Annotated in this window: 15 protein-coding genes; 6 read left to right on the forward strand and 9 right to left on the reverse strand. The window is 55.5% G+C overall.

What is annotated here, in order from left to right; genetic code table 11:
- Positions 1-162 precede the first annotated feature (162 nt).
- From INF58_RS12655 to cmoB, 5 genes are read left to right on the forward strand one after another with little or no spacing between them, the layout of a single operon-like run.
- The gene (locus tag INF58_RS12655) at positions 163-729 is read left to right on the forward strand and encodes a hydrolase (protein ID WP_193527799.1); all 567 of its coding nucleotides are present in this window, start codon (positions 163-165) and stop codon (positions 727-729) included.
- Positions 726-1,544, forward strand: coding sequence for a DUF72 domain-containing protein (locus tag INF58_RS12660; RefSeq protein WP_193527800.1), 819 nt, complete (start codon positions 726-728; stop codon positions 1,542-1,544). Before INF58_RS12655 ends, INF58_RS12660 begins: the two co-directional genes overlap by 4 nt.
- A gap of 51 nt (positions 1,545-1,595) precedes the next feature.
- A complete protein-coding gene (locus INF58_RS12665) occupies positions 1,596-1,991 on the forward strand; it encodes an MAPEG family protein (protein WP_063450115.1) in 396 nt (131 codons plus the stop codon).
- 40 nt (positions 1,992-2,031) lie between these two features.
- Positions 2,032-2,775 (forward strand): carboxy-S-adenosyl-L-methionine synthase CmoA, encoded by a 744-nt coding sequence (cmoA, locus tag INF58_RS12670; protein ID WP_063868461.1) that lies wholly within the window; start codon positions 2,032-2,034, stop codon positions 2,773-2,775.
- Entirely contained in the window at positions 2,772-3,743 is a 972-nt protein-coding gene (gene cmoB, locus INF58_RS12675; protein ID WP_193527801.1) for a tRNA 5-methoxyuridine(34)/uridine 5-oxyacetic acid(34) synthase CmoB, read from the forward strand. Before cmoA ends, cmoB begins: the two co-directional genes overlap by 4 nt.
- A gap of 175 nt (positions 3,744-3,918) precedes the next feature.
- Here cmoB and cutC read toward each other — a convergent pair whose 3' ends face one another.
- On the reverse strand, positions 3,919-4,662 hold the full coding sequence (gene cutC / locus INF58_RS12680) for a copper homeostasis protein CutC (protein WP_193527802.1): 744 nt from the start codon (positions 4,660-4,662) through the stop codon (positions 3,919-3,921).
- Positions 4,663-4,731: 69 nt separating this feature from the next.
- Positions 4,732-5,292 carry a VOC family protein gene (locus INF58_RS12685; protein WP_063450119.1) on the reverse strand — a complete coding sequence of 187 codons (561 nt, stop codon included), beginning with the start codon at positions 5,290-5,292 and terminating at the stop codon, positions 4,732-4,734.
- A 237-nt stretch (positions 5,293-5,529) separates the two neighbouring features.
- Between INF58_RS12685 and argS the strand changes: the two genes are divergently transcribed.
- Positions 5,530-7,263, forward strand: a complete 1,734-nt coding sequence (gene argS / locus INF58_RS12690) for an arginine--tRNA ligase (RefSeq protein WP_193527803.1) — start codon at positions 5,530-5,532, stop codon at positions 7,261-7,263.
- A 45-nt stretch (positions 7,264-7,308) separates the two neighbouring features.
- On the opposite strand, the gene INF58_RS12695 is transcribed toward argS, so the two are convergent.
- The 7 genes from INF58_RS12695 to flhB all read right to left on the reverse strand — a co-directional run bounded on the left by INF58_RS12695 (position 7,309) and on the right by flhB (position 14,930).
- Positions 7,309-7,749 carry a DUF3421 domain-containing protein gene (locus INF58_RS12695; RefSeq protein ID WP_193037091.1) on the reverse strand — a complete coding sequence of 147 codons (441 nt, stop codon included), beginning with the start codon at positions 7,747-7,749 and terminating at the stop codon, positions 7,309-7,311.
- Positions 7,750-7,794: 45 nt separating this feature from the next.
- The gene (locus tag INF58_RS12700) at positions 7,795-8,085 is read right to left on the reverse strand and encodes a hypothetical protein (protein WP_028013637.1); all 291 of its coding nucleotides are present in this window, start codon (positions 8,083-8,085) and stop codon (positions 7,795-7,797) included.
- Between the two features lie 244 nt (positions 8,086-8,329).
- Positions 8,330-9,469 (reverse strand): glycoside hydrolase family 105 protein, encoded by a 1,140-nt coding sequence (locus INF58_RS12705; RefSeq protein WP_193527822.1) that lies wholly within the window; start codon positions 9,467-9,469, stop codon positions 8,330-8,332.
- A 4-nt stretch (positions 9,470-9,473) separates the two neighbouring features.
- Positions 9,474-11,057: an MFS transporter gene (locus INF58_RS12710; protein WP_063868457.1), complete on the reverse strand. Its 1,584-nt coding sequence runs from the start codon at positions 11,055-11,057 to the stop codon at positions 9,474-9,476.
- A 261-nt stretch (positions 11,058-11,318) separates the two neighbouring features.
- A complete protein-coding gene (locus tag INF58_RS12715) occupies positions 11,319-11,711 on the reverse strand; it encodes a flagellar protein FlhE (protein ID WP_107533272.1) in 393 nt (130 codons plus the stop codon).
- Positions 11,711-13,789, reverse strand: a complete 2,079-nt coding sequence (flhA, locus tag INF58_RS12720; RefSeq protein WP_193527804.1) for a flagellar biosynthesis protein FlhA — start codon at positions 13,787-13,789, stop codon at positions 11,711-11,713. The genes INF58_RS12715 and flhA overlap by 1 nt, the downstream gene beginning before the upstream one ends.
- Entirely contained in the window at positions 13,782-14,930 is a 1,149-nt protein-coding gene (gene flhB / locus INF58_RS12725; RefSeq protein ID WP_064910429.1) for a flagellar biosynthesis protein FlhB, read from the reverse strand. Before flhB ends, flhA begins: the two co-directional genes overlap by 8 nt.
- Positions 14,931-15,418: the final 488 nt, after the last annotated feature.

Below are 15,418 nucleotides of genomic sequence, written 5' to 3' on the forward strand. Positions count from 1 at the left end.
TATACTGGAAATTCTGCCGGACGATAAGAGCGAAGCACGGCCTGACGCGCGTTTGCTGTGCTCTTATTGCCTATTCTCACAAAAATTAACAAAATTATCCGACCGATAACAGGCCATACCGTCGTAAGGTGTAGAAAAGCAACTGATTTGACTGGAGTAACAATGTTGACGCTTGATGCCACCAAAACCGCCCTCGTGGTCATTGATTTACAGGAAGGGATCCTGCCTTTTGCCGGGGGTCCGCACACCGCTGACGATGTCGTAAGCCGCGCTGCGCGTCTGGCGGAAAAATGCCGCGTCAGCGGTGCGCCGGTGGTCATGGTGCGCGTCGGCTGGTCCGCTGATTTTGCCGAAGCGTTAAAACAGCCGGTTGATGCTCAGGCCCCGGCGCAGGCGCTGCCGGACAACTGGTGGACGTATCCGGTCTCGCTCGGTAAACGCGACAGCGATATTGAAGTCACCAAACGCCAGTGGGGCGCCTTCTACGGCACCGATCTGGAGCTTCAGCTGCGCCGTCGCGGAATCGACACGATCATTCTGTGCGGGATCTCCACCAACATCGGTGTGGAATCCACCGCCCGTAACGCCTGGGAGCTGGGCTTTAACCTGGTCATCGCGGAAGACGCGTGCAGCGCAGCCTCTGCGGACCAGCATCAGGGCAGCATGACCCATATCTTCCCGCGTATCGGTCGCGTGCGCAGCACGGATGAGATCCTGAGCGCGCTATGATGTACGTGGGCCTGCCCCAGTGGTCGCACCCGAAATGGGTGCGCCTGGGTATTACCAGCCTTGAAGAGTATGCCCGACACTTTAACTGCGTGGAGGGCAACACCACGCTGTACGCCCTGCCCCGCGCGGAGATCGTCGAACGCTGGCGCGAGCAAACCACCGACGACTTTCGCTTTTGCTTTAAATTCCCGGCAACCATTTCCCACAACGCCGCGCTGCGTAACTGCGATGATTTAACCCACGAGTTTTTCACCCGGATGTCGCCTCTGGCCAACCGGATTGGACAGTACTGGCTCCAGCTTCCCGCCACGTTTGGCCCGCGCGACCTGCCTGCTCTCTGGCAGTTTCTCGACGCGTTGCCGCATGACTTTACCTACGGCGTGGAAGTGAGGCATCCGGAATTCTTTGCTAAAGGCGTGGCGGAAAAAGCGTTGAATCGCGGTCTGTTAGATCGCTCTGTCAACCGGGCGATCCTTGACAGCCGGCCCGTGCACAGCGCAATCCCGCACAGCGAAGCCATTGTTGATGCCCAGCGCAAAAAACCGAAAGTGCCCGTCCACGCGATCGTGACGGCCAAAAACCCGATGGTGCGGTTTATCGGCAGCGATAACATGCAGCAAAACCAGGCGATGTTCGCCGTCTGGCTGCAAACGCTCGCGAAATGGGAGCAGACCACCACCCCGTACCTGTTTTTACATACGCCGGATATTGCCCAGGCGCCTGAACTGGTCGATGCTCTCTGGCAGGCCTTGCAGCGTGCGGTTCCGTCGGTTGGCCCCGCCCCCTCCATCCCACAACAATCTTCTCTTTTCTGACATCACCCCCTATCATAGAGACGTGCCATCTGCCAAAAACAGGGAGTTAGTATGGTCAGCGCGCTGTATGCGGTGTTAGGTGCATTACTGCTGATTAAATTTTCATTTGATGTTGTGCGCCTGAGAATGCAGTACCGTGTCTCCTACGGTGACGGGGGCTTTTCTGAGTTGCAAAGCGCAATCCGCATCCACGGCAACGCGGTCGAGTACATCCCCGTCGCGTTAATTTTACTGCTGTTAATGGAAATGGATGGCGCAGAAACCTGGATGGTGCACGTCTGTGGGCTGCTGCTGATTGCCGGACGCTTAATGCATTATTACGGTTTTCACCAACGCCTGATCCGCTGGCGTCGTTCCGGCATGAGCGCGACCTGGTGCTCGCTTTTGCTGATGGTGCTGGCTAACCTTTGGTATATGCCGTGGGAGTTGGTTTTCTCCTTCCGTTAGCGCACAATATGCCCCTTTATTTTTCCCGGATTTTTACGTTATGTCAGATCGCGACACGCTTTTTTCCGCGCCTATCGCCAGCCTGGGCGACTGGACCTTTGATGAACGGGTAGCCGAAGTCTTCCCGGATATGATCCAGCGCTCTGTTCCCGGTTATTCCAATATTATTTCCATGATCGGCATGCTGGCTGAACGCTTCGTTCAACCCGGCACGCAGGTTTATGACCTGGGCTGCTCGCTGGGTGCGGCAACGTTGTCCATCCGCCGTAACGTTCATCAGGAAGGCTGCAAGATCGTAGCCGTCGATAACTCTCCGGCTATGGTTGAACGCTGCCGTCGACACATTGACGCGTATAAAGCCCCTACGCCAGTGGAGGTAATAGAAGGCGATATTCGCGATATCGACATCCAGAACGCCTCGATGGTGGTACTGAATTTTACCTTGCAGTTCCTGGTGCCGGACGACCGTCAGCGGCTGCTGGATAAAATTTATCAAGGCCTCAACCCGGGCGGCGCGCTGGTGCTTTCCGAGAAATTCAGTTTTGAAGACGCCAGCGTGGGCGAGCTGCTGTTTAACATGCACCACGATTTCAAGCGTGCGAACGGCTACAGCGAGCTGGAGATCAGCCAGAAGCGCAGCATGCTGGAGAACGTGATGCTGACGGACTCCGTGGAAACTCACAAAGCGCGCCTGCACAAAGCCGGATTCGAACACAGCGAACTGTGGTTCCAGTGCTTTAACTTTGGCTCTCTGGTAGCGCTGAAGGCCGGAGACGCAGCATGATCGAGTTCGGTAATTTCTATCAGCTGATTGCCAAAAACCACCTCTCCCACTGGCTGGAGACCCTGCCTGCGCAAATTGCCACCTGGCAGCGCGATCAGCAGCATGGCCTGCTGAAGCAGTGGTCAAACGCCGTGGAGTTTCTGCCTGAACTGACGCCTCATCGTCTGGATTTACTGCACAGCGTGACGGCGGAAAGCGAAGCGCCGCTCCCGGCCGGGCAGATTAACCGTATCGAAACGCTGATGCGTAACCTGATGCCGTGGCGCAAAGGGCCGTTCTCGCTGTACGGCGTGAACATCAACACCGAGTGGCGTTCCGACTGGAAGTGGGATCGCGTTCTGCCTCATCTGTCCGACCTGAGCGGGCGCACCATTCTGGACGTGGGCTGCGGCAGCGGCTATCACATGTGGCGCATGATCGGCGCGGGCGCGCATCTGGCGGTGGGTATCGATCCGATGCAGCTGTTCCTGTGCCAGTTTGAAGCCGTGCGAAAGCTGCTCGGCAACGACCAGCGCGCGCACCTGCTGCCGCTGGGCATCGAGCAACTCCCGGCCCTGAAAGCCTTTGATACCGTATTCTCCATGGGCGTGCTATACCATCGTCGTTCCCCGCTGGAGCATCTGTGGCAGCTGAAAGATCAGCTGGTCAGCGGCGGCGAGCTGGTGCTGGAAACGCTGGTTATCGAAGGCGATGAGCATGCGGTTCTGGTGCCGGGCGACCGCTACGCGCAGATGCGCAACGTTTACTTCATCCCTTCCGCGCTGGCGCTGAAGAACTGGCTGGAGAAATGTGGCTTTGTCGATGTACGCATCGCCGATGTGTGCGTGACGTCGATTGAGGAGCAGCGCCGCACAGACTGGATGATCACCGAATCGCTGGAGCAGTTCCTCGACCCGGACGATCACAGTAAAACCATCGAAGGTTATCCGGCCCCGATGCGTGCGGTGCTGATTGCGACCAAGCCGTAATCTTTTAGCCGGGTGGCGGCTACGCCTTACCCGGCCTGCTCTCGCTTTTGTAGGCCCGGTAAGCGCAGCGCCACCGGGCACAGGACAAAAAAAGGCCCCTGTTGAAATTGCAGGGGCCTGGTACAAGCAAGCATCATATTGGGCGACATGATGCGCGGTAAAAATCGGTACGTTGCTACACGTGATGACGTTCAATCAGCGATTTCATTACCGCAACCGACTCTCCATCCACACCGTAGCGCGAGTACTCATCCGCTTCAGCATCCGTCGACATTGACAACCCTGTATTGCGATAACGCATGGGCGAAGGTATCCATTTACCCGCCGAGCTGTGCAGCTCTTCCACCCCTGCGTTTAAAAACAGTTCCAGATTGCTGGCGCGTACTCCCGCGCCCGCCATGATTATTGGAACACCGGAATGTGCTTTTAGTTCCGTAATTAATTTCAGTCCTTTTTCAGCCGAGGACTGCTGGCCTGACGTCAGAACGCGCGCCACGCCCAGTTCTGCCAGCGTATCAAAGGCTTGCATCGGATCTTTACACATATCGAACGCACGATGAAAAGTGACCGCCATTCCCTGGGCAACGCGCATAACCTGGCGCATGCGCGGAAGATCGACGTTGCCGTCTTCATCCAGCACGCCGGTCACCAGCCCCGGGAAACCTGAATCACGGACGAGGGCAATATCCTCAAGCATGGCGCTAAACTCCCCCGCCGTATAACAAAAATCACCCCCGCGCGGGCGAATAATCGGGTGCACGGGAATGGTGACGGCCTCACGCGCTGATTTCAGCACGCCAGAGGACGGGGTTAATCCACCTTCTTTCGGTGCCGCGCAAAGCTCGATGCGATCGGCCCCTTGCCGTTGCGCAGTGACGGCACACTCCACGCTGTAACAACAAATTTCCAGCAGCGCCATATCTCTCTCCTTAAATGTCGCTCAACGCACCATCGTGGCACGTTGCCTGATTCCTGTCTGGATCAACGCTCACGCTTCGCTGGCGACGATCTGCTCGATAGTCCAGGGATGGAATTTCACCGTCACTTTCCCGTCCGTAACGGCAAGCGTAGGGTTTGGTAAACGTTCGCGCTCGCCTTTTGGTGAGCTGCTTTTCACAAAAATACCCGGCTGGCTTAAGCCCTCGTCAGAGAGCAGCGCCAGCGCACGCGCGTTCAGCGTCTCTGGCTCCCCCGGCAGAACAATTTCGATATGCTCCCAGCCTTCGTGTGGATAGCGTTTTTCTCCCGGCCAGGGCAGTTCAACAACGGTGAATTGCCAGTGGGCCACACTTACCGGCTCGTGAAGTTTGAACAGGCAAATCGGGCGGCCGTTAATGATATTCTCTGAGAGCAGCTCGCCGCACTGCTCAAAGCCACGCCGCCAGCGTTCGGCGGTGGCGTTCTGGTGGCAGCGCAAAGCAATGTGATCGGCGTCAAGCGGCGCGATATCCAGCCCGAGACGGGTGGCAAGTTCTGTGAACGCCTGGGTGAAGCGTGGTAAATCTGCGGAAATATCATGCAGTTCGTCAAGGGTGTGCCAGTTCGCCATAGGTCAGTCTCGTCTCGTGTCGCAAAGCCGCTAATTTACTCTGTTGACCCCATTCGACCAACCGCAGAATCACGGTTTTTTCGACTGCATGTTTATGCATACCGTCTTCGCCTGGATTCTGAACAATCTTCGGCCCCGGCAGGGCTGACGCCCGAAGGCATTTGCAGTATACTCCCGCCCTAAATTCTTAAACTGGCGCGGGCGTTTTTACCCGCATCAAAAATGTAAGGTATCCAGGTGAATATTCAGGCTCTTCTCTCAGAAAAAGTCAGTCAGGCACTGATTGCCGCAGGCGCGCCTGCGGATTGCGAACCACAGGTTCGTCAGTCAGCAAAAGTACAGTTTGGCGACTATCAGGCTAATGGCGTGATGGCAGTGGCTAAAAAACTGGGCATGCCGCCGCGACAGCTCGCTGAGCAGGTACTGACGCATCTGGATCTCACCGGCATCGCCAGCAAAACCGAAATCGCCGGTCCGGGCTTTATCAACATTTTCCTTGAGCCAGCGTTCCTGGCAAGCCACGTTGACGCGGCGCTGAAGTCTGACCGTCTGGGCGTGACTCAGCCAGAGCCGCAGACCGTGGTGGTTGACTACTCTGCGCCAAACGTGGCGAAAGAGATGCACGTCGGCCACCTGCGCTCCACCATCATTGGTGATGCCGCCGTACGAACCCTGGAATTCCTGGGGCACAAGGTGATCCGCGCTAACCACGTAGGCGACTGGGGCACTCAGTTCGGCATGCTGATCGCGTATCTGGAAAAACAGCAGCAGGAAAATGCAGGCGAAATGGCGCTGGCGGACCTGGAAGGGTTCTACCGTGAAGCCAAAAAATATTATGACGAAGACGAAGCCTTCGCCGAGCGCGCGCGCAGCTACGTGGTGAAACTCCAGGGGGGCGACCCGTACTTCCTCGAGATGTGGCGCAAGCTGGTGGACATCACTATGTCCCAGAACCAGCTCACCTATAACCGTCTGAACGTGACCCTGACCCGCGACGACGTGATGGGTGAAAGCCTGTATAACCCGATGCTGCCAGGCATTGTGGCGGACCTGAAAGCCAAACATCTGGCGGTAGAAAGCGAAGGCGCAACGGTGGTATTCCTTGATGAGTACAAAAACAAGGAAGGCGAACCGATGGGCGTCATCATCCAGAAAAAGGATGGCGGCTATCTGTACACCACCACCGATATCGCCTGTGCGAAATACCGTTATGAAACCCTGCATGCGGACCGCGTGCTGTATTACATCGACTCCCGTCAGCACCAGCACCTGATGCAGGCGTGGACGATCGTGCGTAAAGCGGGCTACGTACCGGATTGCGTGCCGCTGGAACACCACATGTTCGGCATGATGCTGGGTAAAGACGGTAAGCCGTTCAAAACCCGTGCGGGCGGCACCGTGAAGCTTTCCGATCTGCTGGATGAAGCGCTGGAACGCGCGCGTCGCCTGGTGGCCGAGAAGAATCCGGATATGCCTGCTGACGAGCTGGAAAAACTGGCTAACGCCGTGGGTATCGGTGCGGTGAAATACGCGGATCTCTCCAAGAACCGTACCACCGACTATATCTTCGACTGGGACAACATGCTGGCATTTGAAGGCAACACGGCGCCTTACATGCAGTATGCCTACACCCGCGTGCTCTCCGTCTTCCGTAAAGCGAATATCGACGAAAGCGTGCTGGCGAACGCCCCGGTGACTATTACCGAAGACCGGGAAGCACAGCTGGCCGCACGTCTGCTTCAGTTCGAAGAGACGCTCTCCGTTGTCGCCCGTGACGGTACGCCGCACGTTATGTGTGCTTACCTGTACGATCTGGCCGGTCTGTTCTCTGGCTTCTACGAACACTGCCCTATCCTCTCTGCCGAGAGCGAAGCGGTGCGTAACAGTCGCCTGAAGCTGGCGCAGTTGACGGCGAAAACCCTGAAGCTGGGTCTGGAGACCCTGGGTATCGAAACCGTAGAACGTATGTAAAAAAGAAACCCGGCAAGCGCCGGGTTTTTTTATGGCTGATTGCGGTTAGTCGTGAACGAGCACCTGGAAGGTATCTAATTCATACTCTCTGCCGTTATAGCCGATGCAGCATCCTCTGCTGAGGTGGCTTCCTGCTTTACCAACAAAGAGGCCATTATCGAATTTTGCACGTGCAACGTAGAGCTTAGCACCATTGGCTTCATGCCCCGCCTCAACCACATTCGGTGGGAAATTTTTCCCCTTAACGTCTACCCATTTTAACGCGCCCACGTAAATTTCAAATTCATTACACAGGTGCTCGCTCCCTCCCCATGGGACCCAGGCCGTATTGCCGAACACCCATTTACCCGGATGAATCCCATTATTCAGTTTTGCGCGAATAATAAACAACGGTGAAGGTCCTTTGATACCTGGCACCCCAATTTCATAACCGGCTACAGGCGCGTCCAACGGAATAAATTCATCTCTTTTCGCTGATTTCCACATAATGATTTCCTTTTCAGTTTAAATAATTATCCGTAAATAAAATGATTAGAATTCTGAGATCGAATGAATAGCCAACTCATTGTTCAGGCTTTGAAAAATAATGACCTTAACCAGTGATTTTTCTTGTCCCTTTGCATGCATGAAACGGCGAAGCGCAATAAAGGTATGCAGCTGGCCAGCCACGAGCTGGCTACCAACAAACAGTAGCGGGGTATAGCCCGCGCCGTCGATATCATTGAAAACCGATTCGAACATTTGAAGATGTTCATCCGACATTTTATCGGCATGCATATTTACAGAAGGGTTAATAACAATACTGCCCATTGCATTTTCCATTGCATTACTCCTTAAATGTGTATTGGAAAAATCTTAATGCAATTAAAAAATAGGATAAATACGGCATGCATTTTGTGAAGAAAATCACATTTTAATAATAGCCTGAATTTATTTTAAGTCTATTATTCACGTCGTAAATATAAGCAGAATATCATATTGATGGCGTATTATATTTACCCGCCGTTATTATAAAAAAAGCCCCTTTAAAGAGGGGCTTTGCAGTAATGAAATTATTAAGCAGCCGTCAGAAATATTTGCGTAAATACTCCGTCAGGCACAGAATCGCCATTGCCTGGCCATACGGCATCGACGTCAGCGGTATTTGACGATAAAAATCGAGATCGCTGCCCATTCCCGTCCCGAACGAGGTTTGCAGCAGCTCCCCTTCCGGCGAGATATTTTGCACAATACCGCGAATCGCTTTCTCCGCCACCTCAGCGTACTCTGCGCCGACATAACGCTTGCGCACGGCCTTCAGGATACCGTAGGCAAACCCTGCCGTGGCCGACGCCTCCAGATAAGAATCAGGATCGTCAAGCAGCGTATGCCACAGCCCGCTCTCGTCCTGACATTTTGCCAGCGCGGCGATCTGCGCATTCAGCACCTGCACCAGATAGCGACGAACGGGGTTGTTTTCCGGCAGATCCACCAGCTCAAGGAAGTCCGGGATCACGATGGTCAGCCAGCTGTTGCCGCGCGCCCAGCGGGCCCGGGCGAAGTTGTGGTTGCCGTCGTAATTCCAGCCGTGGAACCACAGCCCCGTCTCCCGGTCCATCAGGTTCTGCACGTGGAGCAGGAACTGATAGATCGCCTCCTCTACGTACTCCGGCTTGTTCAGCAGCCTGCCGATTTTCGCCAGCGGCAGTACCGTCATCATCAGCGTGTCGTCCCACATCTGTTGATGGTTCTCTTCTGCCAGCGTGATGTGCTGCATGCCCCCATGTTCCGTGCGCGGCATCTCGTTCATCGCCCATTCCGCCCAGCTTTCCAGCCACGGTAGCCATGCCGGGTTTTTGGTCTCTTCGTAGCGGTACGCCAGCGTCAGGAACGGCGACATGGTGTTCACGTTTTTGGTGGTTGCGCCTTCTGCGAAACGGTCAGCAAACCAGCTGTCGATAATCTCGCGCATGCCTTCGTCACCGGTCTGGCAGTAATACTGCCAGATACCGTACAAACCGACGCCGTGCGTCCACTCCCATCCGGCCCAGCCTTTGGTGTCGATCACGCGCCCGTCGTCCAGCCGCAGCAAAAACTCACCCGTTTTGTCGTGGATATTGACCAGGTTATGCGTCACCTTCTGAATGAGCGATTTCAGCTCATCCCTGGCGATAAAGCGCTCAGGCTGACGCAGTAGCGGGCTATGTTTGACAGGCCAAACTTTCATCATCTTAACCTCTGTTGTATGTCGAATTCAGTACCGCACGATCCTTCAGCGAAGGGGCCGCCGGCTTATTGCGATTCAGATAACCGATATTGTTGTTGCCCCACAGGGATTCATACGGCATACCGGCCAGCATCTCCACGGTGGCGCGCGCCTGCGGGGTCGCCGCCTCCGGCATCGCATGGCCGGACTCGCGCATTTTCGCGGTCTCTTCACGAAGGGTGCTGTGGGTTTGTAAATTGAGCCTGAAGCGCAGGGAGACCAGGAAGCCGCAGAACAGCACCAGAATGGTGCCAACGCTCAGGATCATCAGAATGGTATGGCTCACTTCCGCAGGCTGTACTTTCTGACCGCTGACAAAGCCGGACATCTGCATCACGATACCCACCAGCATCACCGCGCCGGCCTGAGATGCTTTACGGGTCAACGTCATAATGCCCGCGAAGATCCCTTCGCGACGCTGACCGGTGATCACTTCGTCCACGTCAGCAATGTAGGTGTAGGTATTCCACGGTACATAGTTGATACCGCCGCGGCCAAGACCGGCAATTGCAGAGATCAGCAACAGCAGAGCGTATACGTCGCTCAGGCCCGCGTAGTAAAGCACCGCGTAAGAGAGCGAAGCCAGGCCAAACAGCACGACCACCATGCGGTAAGACGGTGCAGGTCCGAAGCGAATGCACAGCGGGATCATCCCGATCACGGCGAGGAACTGGAAGATGGCCATCGTGCCCAGCAGGTTGGACGCCATCGACGCTTCCTGCATTAGCACAAACACCACGTAATAGGTGAAGACGGCGTTGAACACGTCCTGAGCAATATAGCCGCCGAGGTACATGCCAAGGTGCTGGCGGAAAATCTTAATACGCAGCGTTGAACTTAATTCGACAAAAAGACGGTTCAGGCTCTGGCCCAGGGTCAGCTTTTTCTTCTCTTCTTCGGCGCGCAGGGCCGCTTCAGACCACTCTTCACGCGGACGTTCCCAGGTAAAGAACCAGACAAAAGTGAGCATCAGGGCGCACAGCACGGAGAAGACCAGGCTGGCATAGAAGAAGGAGATCGCGTTGTCTTTGCCAAATTGCGTGAGCAGGATCCCCGGCAGGAAGGAGGCGAGAATGGCAGACATCTGCGCCATGGAGATACGCGCCCCGGAGAATTTGGTTTTCTGTTTGAAATCGTCCGTCATCTCCGGCACCAGCGTTTCGTACGGCACCAGGATCATGGTGTAGACGATATCGAAGATCAGATAAGTCAGCAGGTAATACCAGAAGCTCATGTCCCCTACCCACATCAGCGAATAGCTGAATACGCAGGGAATACCGAGCAGAATAAAGAACTTACGACGGCCAAAACGCTTACCCAGCCAGGTGGTACCAAAGTTATCGGTTAAAAAGCCCATTAACGGGCTGACAACCGCATCCAGCACCCTTGCGGCGGCGAAGATAAAGGTTGCTTCAATCGGTGTGAGTCCACAGAAGGTGGTATAAAAATACAAAAGCCAGGCGGCCGTCAGGGCGGTAGTCCCCGCCCCGAGGAAGTCCCCTGACCCGTAAGCAAGATAATTTGCGAGTCCAATTTTTCGTGTTTTCATTGCCGTCAACCCTAATCAGTTTTGGGAGACTCCCTGTAAGCAAACCTCGTCCGGGAGTTTTTACACGGCTACAGTAAAAGTATCGACCTGGTGAAACCTTTCTGTTTCTGCCATCACCGGGTGGCAAATGGCAAAAATGCAAAGAGTGTCGTTACGCGTGTCACTGATTTATAAAACAGCGTTTCTTTTGTATCAAAAGGGAAGGTCAATTTTGCGAGCCAGCCTTCAGAAATGCCTGAAGACTGGCGAAAAGGCGGGCAGTTAGCGGTAGTTGACGAGCACCTCGTTGCGCTGAATTTTAAGCGCTGGGATCAGGCGGCCACCGCCCGGCACTTCCCATATAAAGCGTAAAGGTTCCTGAGCAGACACCCCGTTTAAGGCCTGGGTTGTGCCATTTTGCCCCTCGATTTCCGCGCAGCGGGTCAGCGAGCACAGCCGCACCCGTAATCCGGCCGGCGTAGGCCCCGTCAATGTGTAATTCCAGGCCACCAGCGTCATCTGCCCGGAAACGGGCTCAGAGGCCGACAGCGGACGGGAGGAGATCGCCTCCCCCCGATGGTTGAGCGTTAAGCCGATACTGCTGGCCTGCCATGCCCCCTCGCCTGCGGCCTGCGCCGCCAGCGGAAAAAGTAAGATCCACAGCCACTTACGCATTATTTTCCTCCGATGGTCGCCGTCATGCGGATGTTGCGGTTATCGGACAGCTCCATGTTCGACAGTACCACCAGCTGGTTCAGGCTCCGGCGCAGGAAGCGCGACAGCAGCGGACGCAGCGCATGATTCACCAGCAGCACCGGCGGCGCGCCCAGCATCTCCTGACGCGCCAGCGCCTCCTGAGTTTGCGCCAGTAATCTGTCCGCCAGGCCTGGCTCCAGTCCGCCACCGCCCTGTAGGGCCTGAAGCAGCAGACGTTCAAGCGGCGTATCGAGGCCAATTACCTGCACTTCGCCGGTTCCCGGGAACCACTGCTGGGTAATGGCGCGTCCGAGCGCTACGCGCACTACCGCCGTCAGCTCGTGCGGATCGCTTTGCAGCGGCGCATGCTCGGCCAGCGTTTCGAGGATGGTACGCATATCGCGGATAGGCACTTTCTCGTCGAGCAGGTTTTGCAGCACTTTATGCAGCGTGGTTAAGGTCAGCACGCCCGGGACTAAATCTTCGGTCAGCTTCGGCATCTCCTGCGTTACGCGGTCGAGCAGCTGCTGCGCCTCCTGACGTCCGAACAGCTCCGCAGAGAACTGACCAATCAGGTGGTTAAGGTGCGTCGCCACCACGGTACTGGCCTCAACGACCGTGTAACCCTGGATCTGCGCCTGCTCTTTCAGCGCGCTTTCGATCCAGATAGCGGCCAGACCAAAGGCCGGATCGGTCGTCGGCTCGCCCGGCAGCGTGCCTGCGGCGGTGCCGGGGTTAATCGCCAGCCAGCGGCCGGGGTACGCGTCGCCGCTGCCGATTTCCACCCCTTTCATCAGGATGCGGTAGCGTGCGGGGGGCAGATCCATGTTGTCACGGATATGAACCACCGGCGGCAGGAAGCCCATGTCCTGGGCGAATTTTTTACGAATGCTGCGGATACGGCCCAGCAGTTCACCATCCTGCTGGAAATCCACCATTGGGATCAGGCGGTAGCCCACCTCCATCCCCAGAGAATCCTCAAGCTGAACGTCGTTCCAGGTCGCTTCCACCGCCTGGGTGTTCTCAGGCATTTTGACCGGCGCCGGCTCTGCCGCTGGCTGGGTTTCACGGCCACGCATCCACCAGGCAAGCCCCAGCAGTCCAGCGGTAAACAGCAGGAACACCAGGTTTGGCATGCCCGGTACCAGCCCGAGCAGGCCCAGCACCGCCGCGGAGAGCAGCATAACGCGCGGGTTGCTGAACAGCTGTCCCACCATCTGCTCGCCTACGTCCTGGTCGGTGCTGACGCGAGTCACGATCACACCCGCCGCGGTGGAGATCACCAGCGCCGGGATCTGCGCGACCAGACCGTCACCGATGGTCAGCAGCGTATAGCTTTCCGCCGCGTGGCCCATGTCCATTCCGTGTTGCAGCACGCCGACGAGCAGGCCGCCGACGACGTTAATCACCATAATCAGAATGCCCGCGATAGCATCACCGCGCACAAACTTACTCGCACCGTCCATCGAGCCGTAGAAATCAGCCTCCTGGGTCACTTCGGCACGGCGTTTTTTCGCTTCATCTTCCGCGATCAGCCCGGCATTGAGGTCGGCGTCGATGGCCATCTGCTTGCCCGGCATCCCGTCGAGCACGAAGCGCGCGCCCACTTCTGCGATACGCCCTGCACCTTTAGTGATAACCATAAAGTTGATAATCACCAAAATGACGAACACCACGATACCGATGGCGAAGTTGCCGCCCACCAGGAAGTGACCGAAGGCTTCTACCACCTTGCCCGCCGCCGCCGCGCCGGTGTGCCCTTCCATCAGGATGATACGCGTGGAGGCAACGTTCAGCGCGAGGCGCAGCAGCGTAGTGAACAGCAGGATCGTTGGAAACGCGGCGAACTCCAGCGTGCGCTGGGTAAACATCGCCACCAGCAGCACCATGATGGACAACGCAATGTTGAAGGTGAAAAGCAGGTCGAGTATAAATGCCGGTAACGGCAGCACCATCATCGACAAAATTAGCAGGATCAGAATCGGTCCGGCAAGGATCTGCCATTGCGTTGTTTTCAGGTTGCCGGGCAGGCGCAACATTGCCACCAGATTAGCCATCAGTGTCCTTCTCGTTCAAAAAATCCAGTGCTTCAGGCACCGGAAGGTTCTCAGGTTTTACAGGTCGTTGACCGCCAGCTAAACGCCAGCGTTTCAGTTGCCACACCCAGGCCAGCACCTCTGCGACAGCGGCATAGAGCTGGCCCGGGATCTGTTGTCCAATTTCCGCGTGGCGGTACAGCGCACGGGCCAGCGGCGGTGCTTCAAGGATCGGCACGCGGTTTTCCGTGGCGATTTCACGAATGCGCAGCGCAATCAGCCCGGCCCCTTTCGCCACCACTTTCGGCGCGCTCATTTTGTTTTCGTCGTACTGTAGCGCGACGGAGTAGTGGGTCGGGTTAGTGACGATCACATCGGCTTTCGGCACATCTTCCATCATGCGACGACGCGCGGCAGCACGCTGCATCTGCCGGATACGGCCCTTGACGTGCGGGTCGCCTTCCATCTGTTTATATTCATCGCGGATGTCCTGACGCGACATTCGCAGCTTCTTGATATGGGAAAAGATCTGGAAGATAACGTCGAACGCCACCATCGGAATAATGCTGAGCACCACCAGCAGCGAGCATAATCCGACCAGATTCAGGGCATTTTTCATCGCCGTCATGGGGGATTCGCTGATCAGGCGCATCATTTCCGGCCAGTAGTGCCACAGAAAAAAACCGGCTGTCCCGCCCATAAGAAGCGATTTCAGGATGGCTTTGAGCAACTCAGCGCCCGTTTGCGCGGAGAACATTTTTGCAATACCGGGGAGCGGGTTGAGCTTAGAGAATTTCGGTTGCAGCGATTTACCGCTGAACACCAGGCCACCGAGCATGACCGGGGATACAAGCGCCACGATGACCACGCCCACGATCAGCGGCAGCAAGGCGATCATCGCGCTTTTCACTAGATTGATGATTTGAATAAGGATCAGATTGGGGTCATTGACCATGCTGTGATCGAAACGTAAGCCAGCAGAGAGCATGCCCGCCAGTCTGCGGGCGAGCATCTCCCCGCCCCACCAGATGATGCACACGCCGACCACCAGGATCAGCAGGGACGTCAGCTCTCTGGATCGGGGGATCTGCCCATCCTCACGGGCTTTTTCAAGTCGGTGGGGTGTGGGGGCTTCTGTTTTGTCGTCGTTCTCTTCTGCCACTTTCGGTCTCGCAGCCCAATGATTCAGGGGTATCATGCCATCATGTCAATGCGCCAATGGGCTGATAAAACCGCATTAGCGGGGCTTTTTATTCTCTTTGAGAGATAACAGACTGTAAGGGGGATGAAAAAATGGGCTAAAGATTGCTCACTGACATGAAGTCAATCATTTTATGAGATGATTAATAATTGAAAATATTTTAAGTAAAAATAAATTAATAAGTCTAACTGGCTAACTCTCTCTCAAACATCTTCACTTTTTGCTTTTTTTTAGACTTATTTGTTTGCAGAAATGATAACTGTATGTAAATTCAATAAACAATGAATATTGAATAACCGGCTTCCATTAATTTACAAATTAGTAAAAGGGTTTTACTCTTTATAATATTCATCTTGACCAACGCTTACCTGCGAAAAATTACCCGTTATACTTCTGCGCGGCGTCATTTGAATCACAACGTCAGATGAACAGCCCGACATACATTTTAA

Origin of the sequence: Enterobacter cloacae complex sp. P24RS (assembly GCF_014982165.1) — a bacterium.
Taxonomy (GTDB): Bacteria; Pseudomonadota; Gammaproteobacteria; order Enterobacterales; family Enterobacteriaceae; genus Enterobacter; species Enterobacter quasihormaechei.

Coding starts and splice junctions, on each gene's coding strand:
- INF58_RS12705 (WP_193527822.1), bottom strand. CDS start 9,469: ATGAAAGTTTGGCCTGTCAAACATAGCCCGCTACTGCGTCAGCCTGAG.
- INF58_RS12695 (WP_193037091.1), bottom strand. CDS start 7,749: ATGTGGAAATCAGCGAAAAGAGATGAATTTATTCCGTTGGACGCGCCT.
- INF58_RS12710 (WP_063868457.1), bottom strand. CDS start 11,057: ATGAAAACACGAAAAATTGGACTCGCAAATTATCTTGCTTACGGGTCA.
- cmoA (WP_063868461.1), top strand. CDS start 2,032: ATGTCAGATCGCGACACGCTTTTTTCCGCGCCTATCGCCAGCCTGGGC.
- INF58_RS12685 (WP_063450119.1), bottom strand. CDS start 5,292: ATGGCGAACTGGCACACCCTTGACGAACTGCATGATATTTCCGCAGAT.
- cutC (WP_193527802.1), bottom strand. CDS start 4,662: ATGGCGCTGCTGGAAATTTGTTGTTACAGCGTGGAGTGTGCCGTCACT.
- flhA (WP_193527804.1), bottom strand. CDS start 13,789: ATGGCTAATCTGGTGGCAATGTTGCGCCTGCCCGGCAACCTGAAAACA.
- INF58_RS12715 (WP_107533272.1), bottom strand. CDS start 11,711: ATGCGTAAGTGGCTGTGGATCTTACTTTTTCCGCTGGCGGCGCAGGCC.
- INF58_RS12665 (WP_063450115.1), top strand. CDS start 1,596: ATGGTCAGCGCGCTGTATGCGGTGTTAGGTGCATTACTGCTGATTAAA.
- INF58_RS12655 (WP_193527799.1), top strand. CDS start 163: ATGTTGACGCTTGATGCCACCAAAACCGCCCTCGTGGTCATTGATTTA.
- INF58_RS12700 (WP_028013637.1), bottom strand. CDS start 8,085: ATGGAAAATGCAATGGGCAGTATTGTTATTAACCCTTCTGTAAATATG.
- INF58_RS12660 (WP_193527800.1), top strand. CDS start 726: ATGATGTACGTGGGCCTGCCCCAGTGGTCGCACCCGAAATGGGTGCGC.
- cmoB (WP_193527801.1), top strand. CDS start 2,772: ATGATCGAGTTCGGTAATTTCTATCAGCTGATTGCCAAAAACCACCTC.